Source organism: Variovorax sp. JS1663 (genome assembly GCF_002157355.1).
Classification (GTDB): domain Bacteria; phylum Pseudomonadota; class Gammaproteobacteria; order Burkholderiales; family Burkholderiaceae_C; genus Variovorax.
In genome coordinates, this window is record NZ_LYMK01000018.1 from 1 (window position 1) to 15135 (window position 15135).

Annotated in this window: 14 protein-coding genes and 1 pseudogene; 6 read left to right on the top strand and 9 right to left on the bottom strand. The window is 70.8% G+C overall.

The genetic code is table 11. The features are described from left to right. From A8M77_RS16380 to A8M77_RS16420, 9 genes and pseudogenes are all read right to left on the bottom strand, one after another. Positions 1-431: 2Fe-2S iron-sulfur cluster-binding protein (locus A8M77_RS16380; protein ID WP_143694632.1), on the bottom strand; the 431-nt coding region annotated here is incomplete at its 3' end. Next, positions 428-2224, bottom strand: coding sequence for an NADH-ubiquinone oxidoreductase-F iron-sulfur binding region domain-containing protein (locus A8M77_RS16385; RefSeq protein WP_086922578.1), 1797 nt, complete (start codon positions 2222-2224; stop codon positions 428-430). The genes A8M77_RS16380 and A8M77_RS16385, both read right to left, overlap by 4 nt. Before the next feature lie 126 nt (positions 2225-2350). Then, complete coding sequence (locus tag A8M77_RS16390) at positions 2351-3289, bottom strand: LysR substrate-binding domain-containing protein (RefSeq protein ID WP_086922579.1); 939 nt, start codon at positions 3287-3289, stop codon at positions 2351-2353. A gap of 4 nt (positions 3290-3293) precedes the next feature. Beyond that, on the bottom strand, positions 3294-4385 hold the full coding sequence (gene apbC, locus A8M77_RS16395; RefSeq protein ID WP_086922580.1) for an iron-sulfur cluster carrier protein ApbC: 1092 nt from the start codon (positions 4383-4385) through the stop codon (positions 3294-3296). A gap of 80 nt (positions 4386-4465) precedes the next feature. After that, complete coding sequence (locus A8M77_RS16400) at positions 4466-4993, bottom strand: RES domain-containing protein (protein ID WP_086922685.1); 528 nt, start codon at positions 4991-4993, stop codon at positions 4466-4468. A gap of 161 nt (positions 4994-5154) precedes the next feature. Continuing rightward, positions 5155-6264: pseudogene (locus A8M77_RS16405) on the bottom strand (rhodanese-like domain-containing protein); the annotation flags it as partial. After that, a complete protein-coding gene (locus tag A8M77_RS16410; RefSeq protein WP_086922582.1) occupies positions 6261-6857 on the bottom strand; it encodes a cysteine dioxygenase in 597 nt (198 codons plus the stop codon). The gene A8M77_RS16410 and the pseudogene A8M77_RS16405, both read right to left, overlap by 4 nt. Continuing rightward, positions 6854-7825, bottom strand: a complete 972-nt coding sequence (locus A8M77_RS16415; RefSeq protein ID WP_086922583.1) for an ABC transporter substrate-binding protein — start codon at positions 7823-7825, stop codon at positions 6854-6856. Before A8M77_RS16415 ends, A8M77_RS16410 begins: the two co-directional genes overlap by 4 nt. Beyond that, complete coding sequence (locus A8M77_RS16420; protein ID WP_086922584.1) at positions 7822-9027, bottom strand: acyl-CoA dehydrogenase family protein; 1206 nt, start codon at positions 9025-9027, stop codon at positions 7822-7824. Before A8M77_RS16420 ends, A8M77_RS16415 begins: the two co-directional genes overlap by 4 nt. 142 nt (positions 9028-9169) lie before the next feature. On the opposite strand from A8M77_RS16420, the gene A8M77_RS16425 reads away from it, so the two are divergent. From A8M77_RS16425 to A8M77_RS16450, 6 genes are read left to right on the top strand one after another with little or no spacing between them, the layout of a single operon-like run. Beyond that, positions 9170-10282, top strand: coding sequence for an LLM class flavin-dependent oxidoreductase (locus tag A8M77_RS16425; RefSeq protein WP_086922585.1), 1113 nt, complete (start codon positions 9170-9172; stop codon positions 10280-10282). 38 nt (positions 10283-10320) lie between these two features. Beyond that, the gene (locus A8M77_RS16430) at positions 10321-11142 is read left to right on the top strand and encodes a class II aldolase/adducin family protein (RefSeq protein WP_086922586.1); all 822 of its coding nucleotides are present in this window, start codon (positions 10321-10323) and stop codon (positions 11140-11142) included. 15 nt (positions 11143-11157) lie between these two features. Further along, positions 11158-12159, top strand: a complete 1002-nt coding sequence (locus A8M77_RS16435) for an ABC transporter substrate-binding protein (RefSeq protein ID WP_086922587.1) — start codon at positions 11158-11160, stop codon at positions 12157-12159. Beyond that, the gene (locus tag A8M77_RS16440; protein WP_086922588.1) at positions 12156-13184 is read left to right on the top strand and encodes an ABC transporter permease; all 1029 of its coding nucleotides are present in this window, start codon (positions 12156-12158) and stop codon (positions 13182-13184) included. The genes A8M77_RS16435 and A8M77_RS16440 overlap by 4 nt, the downstream gene beginning before the upstream one ends. Further along, positions 13178-13960: an ABC transporter ATP-binding protein gene (locus A8M77_RS16445; protein ID WP_086922589.1), complete on the top strand. Its 783-nt coding sequence runs from the start codon at positions 13178-13180 to the stop codon at positions 13958-13960. Before A8M77_RS16440 ends, A8M77_RS16445 begins: the two co-directional genes overlap by 7 nt. Further along, positions 13957-15108, top strand: coding sequence for a c-type cytochrome (locus tag A8M77_RS16450; RefSeq protein ID WP_086922590.1), 1152 nt, complete (start codon positions 13957-13959; stop codon positions 15106-15108). Before A8M77_RS16445 ends, A8M77_RS16450 begins: the two co-directional genes overlap by 4 nt. Positions 15109-15135: the final 27 nt, after the last annotated feature.

Below are 15135 nucleotides of genomic sequence, written 5' to 3' on the forward strand. Positions count from 1 at the left end.
GGCCAGCGCTGCGTGCCCCCACCCCAACCCTCCCCCTCTGGGGGAGGGTTGGGGTGGGGGCACGCAGCGCTGGCCACTGCCCCATCGTTCCACTTGTACCCCTGCTCAGGCATGTCGGACAGCAGCATCTCCACCACCATCCGCTGGCTCTTCAGCGCGCGCTCGCTGGTCGCCTGGACCTCCATGCCGGCCGTCACGCTGCGGCAGCAACTCGGCGCCAGGGTGCGCTCGCCGTTGATCTCTACCACGCAGGAGCGGCAGTTGCCGTCGGGCCGCAGGCCATCCTTGTAGCAAAGCCGGGGGATCTCGACACCGTGCCGCTCGGCGGCCCGCAGGATGCTCTCGCCCTCGAAGGCCTGGACCGCGCGCCCGTCGAGCGTGAACTCGACCGTCTGCGGCACCAGTTCGGCGAGCTTGGCCGGCGCGTTCATTGGATCTCCTCGGGAAAGTACTTCTGGATGCAACGGATCGGATTGGGCGCGGCCTGCCCCAGCCCGCAGATCGAGGCGTCGCCCATGACCTGCGCCAGGTCTTCCAGCGTGGCCTGGTCCCACACCGGCGCCTCCATCAGCGCCGCCGCCTTGGCCGTGCCCACGCGGCAGGGCGTGCACTGGCCGCAGCTCTCGTGCTCGAAGAAGCGCATCACGTTGCGCGCGGCGTCGCGTGCGCGGTCATGCCGGCTCAGCACCATCACCGCGGCCGAGCCGATGAAGCAGCCGTGGGGCTGCAGAGTGTCGAAGTCCAGCGGGATGTCGCCCATGCGCGCCGGGAGGATGCCGCCCGAGGCGCCGCCGGGGAGGTAGGCGTAGAGCTCGTGCCCTTCCAGCATGCCGCCGCAGTATTCGTCGATCAGCTCCCGCACCGTGATGCCGGCCGGCGCGAGCTTGACGCCCGGTTTCTTCACTCGCCCGCTCACGCTGAAGCTGCGCAGGCCCTTGCGGCCGTGCCGGCCGAAGCCGCTGAACCACTGCGGGCCGCGCAGGACGATGTCGCGCACCCAGTAGAGCGTCTCGAAGTTGTGCTCCAGCGTGGGCCGGCCGAACAGGCCGACCTGGGCGATGTAGGGCGGACGCATGCGCGGCTCGCCGCGCTTGCCCTCGATGCTCTCGATCATCGCGGACTCCTCGCCGCAGATGTAGGCACCGGCGCCGCGCCGCAGCTCGATGCGCGGCAGCGCGCAGGGCGGATCGGCCTTCAGCTTCGCGAGCTCGGCTTCGAGCAGCGCGCGGCAGTCGTGGTATTCGTCCCGCAGGTAGATGTAGCAGGCCTCGGTGCCGACCACCTGGGCCGCGATCAGCAGGCCCTCGAGGAAGCGGTGCGGATCGCGCTCGAGGTAGGTGCGGTCCTTGAAGGTGCCGGGCTCGCCCTCGTCGATGTTCACCGCCATCAGGCGCGGGGCCGGCTGCTCACGCACGATGCGCCACTTGCGCCCGGCCGGGAAGCCCGCGCCGCCGAGGCCGCGCAGGCCGGAGTCCTCCATCGCGCGGATCACCTCGTCGGCATCGTGCTCGCCGTTGACCACGGCGGCCGCGAGCGCATAGCCGCCGTTGGCGCGGTAGGTGGCGTAGTCGGTGTACGGGGGCAGGACCTCGATGGCCTCAGGCGACGGGGAGACGCTGCGTTCGGCCAGGGCCGCCGGATCGAAGTCCGCGATGACGCGCACCGGCGCTTCGGCCTCCAGCGCCTGCATCACCTTGTCCGCATCGGCCAGCGGCACGGCACGCTGGTGCACAGCGACCGCCGGCGCCTGCTCGCAGCGGCCGATGCAGGGGGCGGCGATCACGCGCACGTCCTCGCGGCCCGCCACACCCAGCAGCGCCGGCAGCCGGGCCAGCAGGTTCTGCGCGCCGGCCAGCTCGCAGGCCAGGCCATCGCACACGCGCACCGTGAGGCCGGGCGCCTGCGCGTCGCCGCGCAGGATCTCGAAGTGGTGGTAGAAGGTCGCGACCTCGTAGACCTCGGCCATCGGGATGTTCGTCAGGGAGGCCAGGGCGACCAGGTGGCGCTCGTGCAAGCCACGGTACGCGTCATTGAGCTTGTGCAGGTGCTCGATCAGCAGGTCGCGCGGCCAGCCCTCTTCAGGCCGCGGGCCGAGGAGCACGCCCACCTCCTGCAACGCCAGCGCCTCCGGCTGGCGACCCTTGAGCTTGCTTTTGCGGCGGATGCGCTCACGCAGTTGGTCGGGAGTGGCGAGCGGGATCGCCTCGATGTTCGGAGAATTCATTGCCTGGGCCGTGGGGACGGACTGGGTGTACTTGCCGGACTGTGGCGCGCTTGGCCACTTTCGGCAAATTGAATCAGGATATCGAGCGATTCAAAAAAGAAATGAGGCGGCCCACACGGCTGCCGGTCAGGGGCGCAGCGCCCCGCTGTGCGCCGCGACTTCCTGCTGCCATTCGGGGCTCTGGATCAGCGCCAGCGCTGCCTCCAGCGCCCGCGAGGGCCGCACCGCCGTCTGCGTCATGAAGCCGATCGGCGTGCGCACTTCCGGCGCCACCAGCGGCAGCGCCTCCAGCTGGCCATGGCTGCGGATCGCATCGACCATGGCGCCGGGGAGCACGGCGCACACGCTCCCGGCGCCCACGCTGAGGGCCAGGGTCAGCACCGAATTGGTCTCGATCGCGGGTGTCACCGTCACGCCCGCCGTCGTGAAGGCCTGGTCGATGATGGAGCGGTTGTGCATCTCCGGCGTCAGCAGGCACAGCGGCAGCCGGCCCGCCTCGGCCCAGCCGATCGGCTCGCCGATCCGAAGCGCCTGGGCCTGCGCGCAGCGGCGCACCAGGAAGTAGTGCTCGATGCTCTGCGGCCAGGCGGTGAGCTTGACCTCGCGCACGTGCATGCGCTCGGTGTAGCCGAGCGCGATGTCCAGCGAGAGGCTCTCCAGCCCGGTCTCGAGCTCGAGCGAGCTCATCGACAGCACGCTCGGCGAGATGCCCGGATGAAGCGCCTGCAGCCGCCCGGCGAAGCGCGTGAGGATCGGGATCGCGGTGGGCACGGCCGCCATGCGCAGGTGGCCGCGCGGGCGGTCGGCCTCGCTCTTGAGCAGTTGCTGCAGCACCTCGTTCTCGTGCAGCATGCGGTGCGCCGCGGCCAGCACCGCCTCGCCCTCGTGCGTAAGACCGGCGTAGGCGCGGCCGCGCTTGGCGATCACCACGCCGAACTCTTCTTCCAGCGCGCGCAGCGCATTGGAAAGGGCCGGCTGCGTGATGTGGCAGGCCTGCGCGGCGCGGCCGAAATGGCGGTGCTCGCTCAACGCGACGAGGTAGCGCATCGAGGCGAGCAGGTTCATCGGATCAGGTGTTCTTGCTGACGGTGATGGTGGGGAACCTGGCGGAGAAATCCTTCGCCTTCTCGGCGATGCCCACGGCCACGCGGCGCGCGACCGCCTTGTAGATGCCGGCGACCTCGCCGTCGGGATCGGCCACCACCGTCGGCTTGCCGCTGTCGGCCTGCAGCCGGATGTTGATGTCCAGCGGCAGCGCGCCGAGGTATTCCATGTCGTACTGCGCCGCCATCTTCTTGCCGCCTTCGGCGCCGAAGATGTGCTCCACGTGGCCGCAGTTGGAGCACACGTGCACCGCCATGTTCTCGACGATGCCGAGGATGGGCACGCCCACCTTCTCGAACATCTTGATGCCCTTCCTGGCGTCGAGCAGCGCGATGTCCTGCGGCGTGGTCACGATCACCGCGCCGGTCATCGGCACGCGCTGCGAGAGCGTGAGCTGGATGTCGCCGGTGCCGGGCGGCATGTCGACGATCAGGTAGTCCAGGTCCTTCCAGTTGGTCTGGCGCAGCAGCTGCTCCAGCGCCTGGGTGGCCATGGGGCCGCGCCAGATCATGGCCTCGTCCTGGTCGACCAGGAAGCCGATGGACATCACCTGCACGCCGTGGTTCTCCAGCGGCTCCATGGTCTTGCCGTCCTCGCTCTCGGGACGGCGCGAGATGCCCAGCATCATCGGCTGGCTGGGGCCGTAGATGTCGGCGTCCAGCAGGCCCACCCGGGCGCCCTCGGCGGCCAGCGCGAGCGCGAGGTTGGCGGCGGTGGTGCTCTTGCCCACGCCGCCCTTGCCGGAAGCCACGGCGATGATGTTCTTGACGTTGGGCATCAGCTGCACGCCGCGCTGCACGGCATGGCTGATGACCTTGGTCGTGATGTTGGCCGAGACGTTGTCGACGCCCGGCACGGTCTTCGCGGCCGCCACCAGCGCCTTGCGCAGCGCCGGGGCCTGGCTCTTCGCGGGATAGCCGAGCTCGATGTCGAAGGACACCTCGCCTTCATGGATCTGCAGGTTCTTCAGCGCCTTGGTGCTGACGAAGTCTTTGCCGGTGTTCGGGTCGAGGACGGTCTTGAGCGCTTCGGTGAGCGCCTGGGGATTGGCTGGCATGTGGGGTGCTCCTGATGGCGGGTAGTCTAGTGCGGTGCGGAAGCCGGGCCCGCAAGCTGCGGCTTGACCCCACGCGGACCTCAGCGCCGCCGTCCGTTGCCCAGGCGCTGGCCGAAGAACCAGGGCCTGAGCTTGGTTGCCACGATGCCGCGCGCGTCCGGATGCCGGGGGTTCACGAGGATGTTGAACTCCTCGGGAACGATCACCGACGGGACCAGCAGCAGCGCCGAGCCGAGGCCGGAGAGCCACTTCTGGCCCGCATCCACCGAGACCCCGCCTTCGGGGATGGCGCTCCAGCCCACGGGCAGCGCCTGCGGCGGCCGCTCCTCGCGCGCGGCCCAGACCTTGTCGGGCACGTCGACGGCCACCAGAAAGCGGTTCAGGGGAAAACCGGCCAGGTCGAGGTGCACGACTGCTTCCAGGCACGCGAGCGCTGCCGAGCTGGCGCAATAGACCACGGGGGTTCCCATGAGTTCGCCGGGCCGCCGTCCTCCGAGCGCACCCGCCGGGCGGGCCAGCCACCGGGCCACCCATTCGGCGGCCTTGAACCCCGTGGGGTCGCCGGATTCCTCGATGATGGCTTGCGCCTGCCCCACCAGCCTGGCCATGCCCAGCACGCGCGAGCCCGGCTCTAGAGAACCTTGAACCCGTGGGTCCCGTCCCGCCCCAGTTGAGCGATCAGCCCGAATTCCCAATCCAGGTAGGCCTGCATCGCCTCGGCCGGGGCATCGGTGCCTTCGTACGGCCGGCGGTAGCGACCCGTGGCCGGCGTGGCGGGCTGCGCGGCCAGCGTGGCACCGCGCTCGCTGTACGCCAACGCCGGCTGCGGGGCGAGCACGTAGACCTCCCAGCCCATCTGCGCCAGCCAGGAAGCCGTCATCGGCGCGCGAACGCCATCGTCGTCCGCCAGCACGATGCGGGCGCCACGCACCGGCACGCTGTGATCGGTCTCCTGCACCAGCTGGCCGCCGGGCACGTTCGCGAAGCGGGGCAGGTGGCCGGCTTCGTATTCCTCGGGCGTGCGCACGTCGAAGCGGTAGACGGTGCGGCCCGGCGCTTCGAGCGCATCGATCGCCTCGGCTTCGATCCAGCGCACGCCGGCGCGGCGCGCCACCGCCTCGGCCGCCGTGCGGGCCTCCGCGCGATGCGCTTCGCCCACCTCGGGCGCACGGCGCGAGGCGCCATGGTCCAGCACCTGCCCGGCCAACTTCCAGCCGATGGTCCCGTTGCGCAGCGCCGCCACCGGGTTCGGAATGCCGGCGTTCACCAGCGACTGGGTGCCGATGATGCTGCGCGTGCGGCCGGCACAGTTGACGATGACGCGCGTGGCCGGATCGGGCGCCAGCTCGCGCACCCGCAGCGCCAGCTCGGCCCCGGGCACACTGGTCGCGCCGGGGATGCTCATGGTTTGGTATTCGTCGAAGCGGCGCGCGTCCAGCACGACCACGTCGGCCTTCGAGTCGATCAGCGCCTTCACTTCCTCGGCCGGCAGGGACGGCGTGTGGCGCTCGTGCTCGACCAGCTCGCCGAAGGCCTTGCTCGGCACGTTGACGTCGCGGAACAGCTCGCCGCCGGCCTGGCGCCATCCCTCCAGCCCGCCGTCGAGCAGGTGCACGCGCGTGTAGCCCAGCGTCGCGAGGCGTTCAGTCGCGAGCGGCGCCAGGTCGGCGCCCTCGTGTTCGCCGTAGACCACGATCAGCGTGTCGCGCCGAGGGATCCGCCGCCAGGCGTCGAGTTCGATGCGCGCCAGCGGCAGGTTGGCGGCCCACAGCGGATGGGCCTGGGCAAAGGGGTGTTCCTCGCGCACATCGACGAGGGCGATCTCGTCGCCCGCGAGCAAGTGGGCGCGGACATCGGCAAAGGAGAGCTTGGCGGTCATGAAGGGCGCAGTTCGGCGGATCGGTCCCAGAGATCGGGCAGTTGCGTATTCGAATAGCCGGACACGAAAGGCTTGCGCCCGCCGCCCGGCGGATAAGTATGACGCCGCACCGCGCCGATGTTGGCGCCGTAGACGTGGATGCTGATGGAGACGCGGTCGTCGTAGGCGTTGCGCACGCGGTGCACGTCGCCGATGGCGGGCGACACCGCCTCCACCTCGCCCGGGGCAAGCCACAGGGCCTCGCCTTCGGGATGCAGGGCGCCGTCGCGCTCGCGGTAAGCCTGGCTGTATTCGGCGCCGCGCAGCATGCCGATCAGGCCCCACACGGTGTGGTCATGCACCGGCGTCGCCTGGGCCGGTCCCCAGACGAAGCTGACGACCGAAAAGCGCTCGGTCGAATCGGCATGCAGCAGGAACTGCTGGTAGCGCTCGGGATGCGGCTGCGCATACGCGTCGGGCAGCCAGCCGTCGCGCGCCACAAGCCGGCGCAACAGCGCGCCGCCCTCCGACAGGATGCGCGGCTCGTCGGGACGGGTGTCGAGCAAATGGCCGAAATCGACCACGAACTCGCGCAGCGGCGCCCACCCGCTCACGCGGCAGCCCTCCACGCCTGCGCGTCGGTGATCGCGCGCACATCCACCCGCACCGGCAGGATGCCGTCACGCGCCGAGCGATCGGCCACGGTTTGCAGCGCGGCGATGTCGGCCTCGTTGACCGGCCGCCCCGCCACCGCGGCGCGGCCGGTGATGGTGCGCGCCGTCTCCAGCGGCAGCCGCGTGAGCTCGGCATAGACCTTGGCGTAGGCCTCGGCATTGGCCTGGGCCCATTCGCCGGCACGGCCCAGGCGCTGCAGGAAATCGGCGATCGCCGCGCGCTTGCCGGCATCGGCCAGCGCCGGCTCGCTGGCGGTGATGAAGGCGAGCGCGGTGTTGATGCCGCGGCCGTCGCGCAGGATGCGTGCGCCCTGCTGCAGCGCGATGGCGTAGTAGGGGTCGAAGATGGCCCAGGCATCGATCTGGCGCGAGGCGAAGGCCGCCGCGGCATCGGTGGGCAGCACGAAGCGGACGTTGACCTCCTCGCGCTTCAGGCCGGCCTCTTCGAGCGCGCCATAGAGCTGGTACTGGGAGATGCTGCCGCGCGCCGAGGACACGACCATGCTCTGACCGCGCAGGTCTGCCACGCGGCGCAGCGGCGAATCGGGCTGCACCACGATCCCCAGCGACTCGGGCTTGCCGACGCGGGTGGCGACGATCTTCAGCGGCGTCTTGCCGACCGCGGCGGCCAGCACCGGCAGGTCGCCGGCGATCGCGGTGTCCACCGCCGCGCTGCGCTGCGCCTCGAAGAGCGGCGCCGCGCCCTGGAAATTGGCCCAGCGGCAGGCGAAGGGCGCACCCTCGAGGGCGCGCGAAGCCTCGAACAGCGCGCGCAGGCCGCCAGCCTGGTCGCCGAGCACCAGCGAGGTGTTCGGCGGCACCCGGCCCTGCGCCGGCGCGAGTCCGCTCATGAAGCCTCCAAGCGCCAGGGCCGCGCCCTGTTTCAGGCACAGACGGCGCCCGTTCATGCCGAACGCCCCAGCGCAGCCTTGCCCGCGGCCACCAGGATCGCATCGTTCTGCGGCGTGTGGATGCGGCTGCACAGCACGTCGCGGTAATGCCGCTCCAGCGGGTTCTGCCGCGCGAGGCCATGGTTGCCGGTGAGCTGCAGCGCCAGCTCGACCGCGCGGATCGCGTTCGAGGTCACGCTGTACTTCAGCAGGCCGCTGTCGCTCGCGGCCGGCGCGTGGCCCGCGTCGACCTGGGCGGCCGCATCGTCGAGCAGCACGCGATTGCCGCGCAGCAGCGCCTCGATCTCGCCCAGATGCTCCTGCACGCGCGGCAGGGCCGCGAGCGAACTGCCCAGCGAGCTCGGCGCGCGCCGGTTCAGGAAGCCCAGCAGCCAGTCGCGTGCGGCCCGCGCCACCGCGTCGTAGAGCGTGCCCAGCAGCACCACCGTCCAGGCCTGCTGGGTGGCATGGGCATCGATGTCGGTCTGGCTGCCGGCATCGGGCGCCCAGTCGGCCGGCGCGCGCAGGTCCACCGCATGGTCCAGCGGGATCGCGACGTCCTCGAACAGCACCTCGTGGCTGCCCGAGGCGCGCAGCCCCAGGTGGTCCCAGCTCGCCACCACGCGGATGCCGGCCGCGCTGCGCGGCACGAGGAAGAAGCCCGTGCGGGGAACGGCCTCATCGGTGCGGGCCCATACGGCCAGCCACGTCAGCCCCTCGATGCCGGTGGTGTAGACCTTGTGGCCGTCGATCTTCCACTGCTGGCCCTCGCGCCGCGCGACCGTGGCCGGCAGGCCGCCGCGCGCGGGCGAGCCCAGCGCGGGCTCCACGCGCAAGGCGTTGATGAGGGCGCCCTCGCGCACCGCGTCGCGCAGCACGCGATCGCGCAGCGGCACCGGCCAGCGGCAGTCGATGCGGCCGATCGCATGCTGCTGCAGCCAGCTCATGGTGAGGATCAGCGCGGTGGCAGGCTCGCCCCAGGCCACCGCTGCGAGCACGCGCCGCGCAGCCGCCAGCGAGGCGCCGCCGCCGCCATGCGAGCGCGGTGCGACCAGGCCGATCAGCCCCTGTGCCTGCAACTCGATGAAGTTCTCTCGCGGAAAGGCGCCGCTCCTGTCATGGTCGGCGGCGCCCTGGGCGAAGAGATGCGCGAGGCGCGCCAGGAGCGCGGCATCGGAAGCGGGGTCGGCCGGCAGGCGGCGCAGGGCGTGCGAACTCATGGGCCGGCACCTTACGACCCGCCACGCACGCGCGGAAGGACGGATCCCGCATATCCAAACTCGCATTCCTGCGTTCGCAAGCGCCGCGCCGCGCATTACGGTCGGACCCTCTCCTCATTTCCCCATTGCAGGAAAGCCATCCATGAGCGACAGCGACATCGAATTCATCGGCATGATCCAGGGCCAGAAGGTCTCGGAGATCCATCCCGCACGCGGCCCGGCGATCGACCGCGACTACGTGCGCGCCTTCGCGCAGGCGCACGAGGCCGCCGGCTTCGACCGCGTGCTGGTGCCGCACCACTCGGTCAGCCCCGACGCCACGCTGACCGTGGCCTACGCGGCCTCGGTCACCGAGCACATCCACTTCATGCTGGCGCACCGCCCGGGCTTCGTCGCACCGACGCTGGCGGCGCGCCAGTTCGCCTCGCTCGACCAGTTCAGCGGCGGGCGCCTGGGCGTGCACTACATCTCCGGCGGGTCGGACGACGAGCAGAAGCGCGACGGCGACTGGCTGGACCACGACCAGCGCTATGCGCGCACCGACGAATACCTGGAGGTGCTGCGCAAGGTCTGGACCCACGACAAGCCTTTTGACCACGAGGGCCCGCACTACCGCTTCCAGGGCGCCTTCTCGGAGGTCAAGCCGCTGCAGACGCAGAACGGGCGGCCGCACGTGCCGGTGTATTTCGGCGGCGCCTCCGAGGCGGCGATCCCGGTGGCCGGCAAGCATGCCGATGTCTACGCGCTGTGGGGCGAATCGCTGGAGCAGGCGCGCGAGCTCACCGGCCGCGTGCGCGCCGAGGCGGCGAAGCACGGGCGCAGCGTCCGCTTCTCGGTCTCGTTCCGCCCCATCCTGGCCGACACCGAGGAGAAGGCCTGGGCACGCGCCGACGCCATCCTGGCCGAGACCAGGCGCCTGCGCGTGGTGCAGGGCTACAGCCGCGGCGGCCCGCTGCAGAGCGAAGGCGCGCGGCGCCTGCTGGCCGCCGCAGAGAAAGGCACGCGCCTCGACAAGCGCCTGTGGACCGCGATCGCGCAGGAGACCGGCGGGCGCTCCAACAGCACCGCGCTGGTCGGCACGCCCGAGCAGGTGGCCGATGCGCTGCTGGACTACCACGCGCTGGGCGTGACCACCTTCCTGATCCGCGGCTTCGATCCCCTCGAGGACGCGATCGACTATGGCCGCGAGCTGATCCCGCGCACGCGCGAACTCGTTGCGCAGCAAGTCGCCGCGCAACGCAAGAAGGCCGCCTGACCGCATCGATGCACCCCCATGCCAGGAAGAAACACCGCATGAGTGCCGTTCTCGACCTCGATCGGCCGCACAGCCGGCTGCCGCTGAATCCGCAACCGAAGCAGAAGTTCTGGATCGACCCGCCCGCGCCGCGCACCAGCATCGGGGCGGAGCGCCGCCATCGCCAGGAGCGCCTGGCCGGCGCCTTCCGCCTGTTCGCACGCTTCGGCTTCGCGCAGGGCCTGGCAGGCCACATCACGGCGCGCGACCCGGAGCTGACCGACCATTTCTGGGTCAACCCGCTGGGCGTGCACTTCTCGCGCATCAAGGTCTCGGACCTGCTGCTGGTCAATGCCCGGGGCGAGACCGTGGTCGGCGACCGGCCGCTCAACAAGGCGGCCTTCGCCATCCACGCCGCAATCCACGAGCACAACCCGAGGATCATCGCCGCGGCGCACACGCACTCGACCTACGGCAAGGCCTGGTCCACGCTGGGCCGCCCGCTCGATGCGCTGACCCAGGACGCCTGCGTGTTCCACGAAGACCACGCCCTCTTCGATGACTTCACCGGCATGGTGGTGGACGAGAGCGAGGGCCTGCGCATCGCCCGTTCGCTCGGCGACCGCAAGGGCGCAATCCTCAAGAATCACGGCATCCTGACCGCCGGCCCCACGGTCGAAGCCGCGGCCTGGTGGTACATCGCGCTCGACAACGCCTGCCACACGCAGTTGCTGGCCGAGGCGGCCGGCAAGCCGCGGCCGATCGACGCAGCGACCGCGCGCCATACCCACGGCCAGATCGGCGGACCCGAGGGCGCGCTGCATGCCTTCGAGAGCCTGTACGAAGGCTTGGTGGAGGCCGAGCCCGAACTGCTTCTTTAACTCGCGACGTCCACCATGAACCCATCCTCTTCTTCGCGCCGCCGCGTGCTGCGCGCCGGCAGCGCCGCGGCCGTGGTCGCTGCCGGCGGCCTGCTCGCCTCGCGCGCCTGGTCGCAGCCGCGCAAGCTCAGCTTCGCCTGGAACGCGACCGCCTTCTGCCTCTCGCCCGTCGTGGTGGCGCAGGAACGCGGCTTCTTCGAGCGCAACGGCCTGCAGGTCGATCTGGTCAACTACACCGGCTCCACCGACCAGTTGCTGGAATCGCTCGCCACCGCCAAGGCGGATGCGGCGGTGGGCATGATTCACCGCTGGCTCAAGCCGCTGGAGTCGGGCTTCGACGTCAAGATCGTCGGCAGCTCGCATGGCGGCTGCGTGCGCCTCGTGGGCGTCAAGGAAGCGGGCGTCACCGACCTGCAGAAGCTCAACGGCAAGACCATCGGCGTCTCCGACATCGCGAGCCCGGGCAAGAACTTCTTTTCGATCCTGCTCAAGAAGAATGGCATCGACGCCGATCGCGACGTGGCCTGGCGCCAGTACCCGGCCGACCTGCTGGACATCGCAGTCAACAAGGGCGAGATCCAGGCGATCGCCGACGGCGACCCCACGCTCTACCTGATCGAGAAGCGCAACAAGGGGCGCTACCAGGAACTCGCCACCAACCTTTCCGGCGAGTACAAGGACAAGGTCTGCTGCATCGTCGGCGCCCGCGGCGAGCTGGTACGCAAGGAGAAGCCGGTCGTCGCGGCGCTGGTGCGCGCCATCGTCCAGGCCTCGGACTTCGTGGCCGAGAACCCGAACGAATCGGCCAAGCTGTTTGCCAAGTACTCGCCCAAGGTGGCGGTCGAGGACCTGCAGGCGCTGCTGGGAACGCTGACGCACGGACATCACCCTGTGGGCAGGAACCTGCGCGACGAGGTGGAGTTCTACGCGCGCGATTTCCGCTCCGTCGGCGTGCTCAAGCAGAACACCGACCCGGCGCGGCTGGCGAACCACGTGTCGGTGGATGTGCTCTCATGACGACCGCCGCTGAACAGGCCCTGGCCGCGCCGCTCGGCCAGGCGGCGGCTTCGCCATCCCAGGTGCCCGGCAATGCCTGGCGCACCGGTATCGCTGCCTCGGGCGCCTGGTTGGTGCTGGGCGCGATCACGCTGGCCTGGCCCAACCGGGAGATCGGCTTCAGCGACTGGAACTTCACCACCGAATTCGGCGGCGCGGCGATCGTGGCGGCCCTGCTCCTGCTCGCGATCGCGCTGCTCGGCGCCCGCGCCGGGCGCATCGGCCGGGGCCTGCGCACGGCCGGCCAGTGGCTGGTCGCAGCACCGTTGCTGCTCGCGCTGTGGGAGGTGGCCACAGCCAAGCTGGGCCTGTTGCCGCCGCCCTTCTTTGCGCCGCCGCAGAGCCTGATCGACGTGGTGCACGAGGACTGGCAGCGGCTCGGCCTGTCGACCGCGCATTCGGCGCGCCTGCTGGCGCACGGCTTCGTGCTCGGTGCGCTGGCCGGTTTCGCGACCGGCGTGTGGATCGGCTGGTCGCGGGTCGCGGGCTACTGGGTCCATCCGCTGCTGCGCTTCCTGGGCCCGGTGCCGGCCTCGGCGCTGCTGCCGCTGGCCTTCTTCTTCGCGCCCTCGAGCTATGCGGCAGCGGTGTTCCTGATCGGACTGGCGACCTTCTTTCCGGTGGCGGTGCTGAGCTGGTCGGGCGTGGCTTCGGTCAACAAGAACTACTACGACGTTGCACGCACGCTGGGCGCGCCCGAATGGTTCCTGGTCCTGCGCGTGGCGGTGCCGGCGGCGCTCCCGCAGGTTTTCGTCGGGCTCTTCATGGGGCTCGGCGCTTCTTTTTCCGTGCTGGTCACGGCCGAAATGATGGGCGTGAAGGCCGGCCTGGGCTGGTACCTGCAATGGGCCCAGGGCTGGGCTGCCTACGCCAACATGTACGCCGCCTTGCTGGTGATGGCCGGGCTGTGCTCGGGGCTGATCACGCTGCTGTTCACGGTGCGCGACCGCGCGCTGTCGTGGCAGAAGGGGACGCTCAAGTGGTAAGCACGGCAACGACGGCGGCGGCCGGCGCGCACATCGAGGTGTGCAACGTCGGCCACTGGTTCCGCCAGCCCACCGGCGTGCTCCAGGTACTCGACGGCATCGACCTGCGCGTGCAGCCGGGCGAGTTCGTCGCGCTGCTGGGGCCCAGCGGCTGCGGCAAGTCGACGCTGCTGCGGCTGGTGGCAGGCCTGGAGCCGGCCACCACCGGCAGCATCACGCAGGACGGCGAGCGCATCGCGCGGCCCGATCCCTCGCGCATCGTCGTGTTCCAGGACCCCACCCTCTACCCATGGCGCAACGTGTGGGACAACGTGGCGCTCGGCCTGCAGGCGCGCGGCCTGCTGAAGTCACAGCGCTCGCGCGTGGACGATGCGCTCCGATTGGTGGGCCTGGCCGAGTTCGCGAAGAACTTTCCGCACCAGCTCTCCGGCGGCATGGCACAGCGCGTGGCGCTGGCGCGCGCCCTGGTCAACGATCCGCGGCTGCTGGTGCTCGACGAGCCGCTGGGCAAACTCGATTCGCTCACGCGCATCGCGATGCAGAGCGAACTGGTCAACCTCTGGCAGCGCGCGGGCTTCTCGGCGCTGCTGGTCACGCACGACGTCGAGGAAGCGCTCTTCCTCGCCCAGCGCGTGATCGTGCTGAGCGACCGGCCGGCGCGCATCAAGGCGCAGATCACGGTCGACCTGCCCTATCCGCGGCACCGGGGCGACCCGCGCCTGGCCGCGCTGCGGCACGAGGCGCTGCGGCATCTGGGGCTCGATGAGAGCTGGTGAGCTTGCTCCCCGACACACCGTGGCTGAACGCATTGATCGGCTTGCTGCAGGCGGCGCAACTGGGCCTGTTGCGGCTGCTGGCCTGGCTGGGCCTGGCGGCGACGAGCCATGGCCAGCCTGCCTGGCCCTGGGCGCTGCGCCTGTCGGGCGAGAACCTGCTGATCGACCTGGGCCAGGCGCGGCGTGCGGCGCTCACGCTGGGCGTGCTGTGCGCCGCGCTGATCGTGCTGCTGCTGGCACTGCTCTGGCGCCGCCGCCGGCTGCTGTTGATTGCCTGCGTGCCGCTGCTGCTTGCACTGGCACCCTGGCCCGATGCGCAGGTGCTGCTGGTGCCGGCGCATCCCACCAGCTTCCACCACTCGCCCAGCGGCTTCACCGCGGCCTCGATTGCGCGAGGCCAGGCACTTTATGCGTCGCATTGCGTCAGCTGCCATGGCGCCGACGGGCGCGGCCGGGGACCGCTCGCGGCTGCGCAGGCGGTGTGGCCGCCGAGCTTCGGTGGCCCCCTGCTGTGGAATCGCGCCGACGGCGATCTGCTGTGGCGCGTGCTCCATGGCATGCAGAACCGCCGCGGCATGCCCACCATGCCGGCCTTCCGCGACCGGCTGGACGAACGGGACGCCTGGGCCTTGATCGATTTCATGAAGGCCCTGGGCGCAGGCCAGAGCCTGCTGGCCACGGGCCTGTGGGCACGGCCCATCGGGCTGCCCGATGTGACCGTGCGCTGCGAGGACCGGCCCCCGCGCGGGCTTGCCAGCTGGCGCGGTCAACGGCTGCGCATCGTCGCGGCCGGCGCGACGGCGGCGCCGCTCGAGGACCCGCGCTTGGTCACGGTGCGACTGCGGCCGCCCGGCGAAACGCCGGGCTCGCCGCCGGCCGGGTGCACCGCCGATGCCGAAGCCTGGCAAGCCTTCGCCCTGATCGCCGGCACCGAGCAATTGGCCGGCGTGCAATTGCTGGCCGATCGCGAAGGCTGGCTGCGCGCACGCAACGCGCCAGGCCAGGCCGGCTGGTCCGAGGAGGACTTGCTGTGCCGCGCCGAGGCATCGCCCGGCAAGCCGGCGGCGGCGGTCGACGGGCTGAGCGCGCTGATCGCCCGGATGGACGCGGAGCCGGTGCGCTTCGTCAAGGGCGGCTTCGTGCACTGAGCCCAGCTTTCTTTCCACACATCCCAG

Bases quoted from the DNA above. Each gene is read 5' to 3' on its own strand.
- A8M77_RS16385 (WP_086922578.1), bottom strand. From the start codon at position 2,224: ATGAATTCTCCGAACATCGAGGCGATCCCGCTCGCCACTCCCGACCAA.
- A8M77_RS16390 (WP_086922579.1), bottom strand. From the start codon at position 3,289: ATGAACCTGCTCGCCTCGATGCGCTACCTCGTCGCGTTGAGCGAGCAC.
- apbC (WP_086922580.1), bottom strand. From the start codon at position 4,385: ATGCCAGCCAATCCCCAGGCGCTCACCGAAGCGCTCAAGACCGTCCTC.
- A8M77_RS16400 (WP_086922685.1), bottom strand. From the start codon at position 4,993: ATGGCCAGGCTGGTGGGGCAGGCGCAAGCCATCATCGAGGAATCCGGC.
- A8M77_RS16415 (WP_086922583.1), bottom strand. From the start codon at position 7,825: ATGAACGGGCGCCGTCTGTGCCTGAAACAGGGCGCGGCCCTGGCGCTT.
- A8M77_RS16420 (WP_086922584.1), bottom strand. From the start codon at position 9,027: ATGAGTTCGCACGCCCTGCGCCGCCTGCCGGCCGACCCCGCTTCCGAT.
- A8M77_RS16425 (WP_086922585.1), top strand. From the start codon at position 9,170: ATGAGCGACAGCGACATCGAATTCATCGGCATGATCCAGGGCCAGAAG.
- A8M77_RS16430 (WP_086922586.1), top strand. From the start codon at position 10,321: ATGAGTGCCGTTCTCGACCTCGATCGGCCGCACAGCCGGCTGCCGCTG.
- A8M77_RS16435 (WP_086922587.1), top strand. From the start codon at position 11,158: ATGAACCCATCCTCTTCTTCGCGCCGCCGCGTGCTGCGCGCCGGCAGC.
- A8M77_RS16440 (WP_086922588.1), top strand. From the start codon at position 12,156: ATGACGACCGCCGCTGAACAGGCCCTGGCCGCGCCGCTCGGCCAGGCG.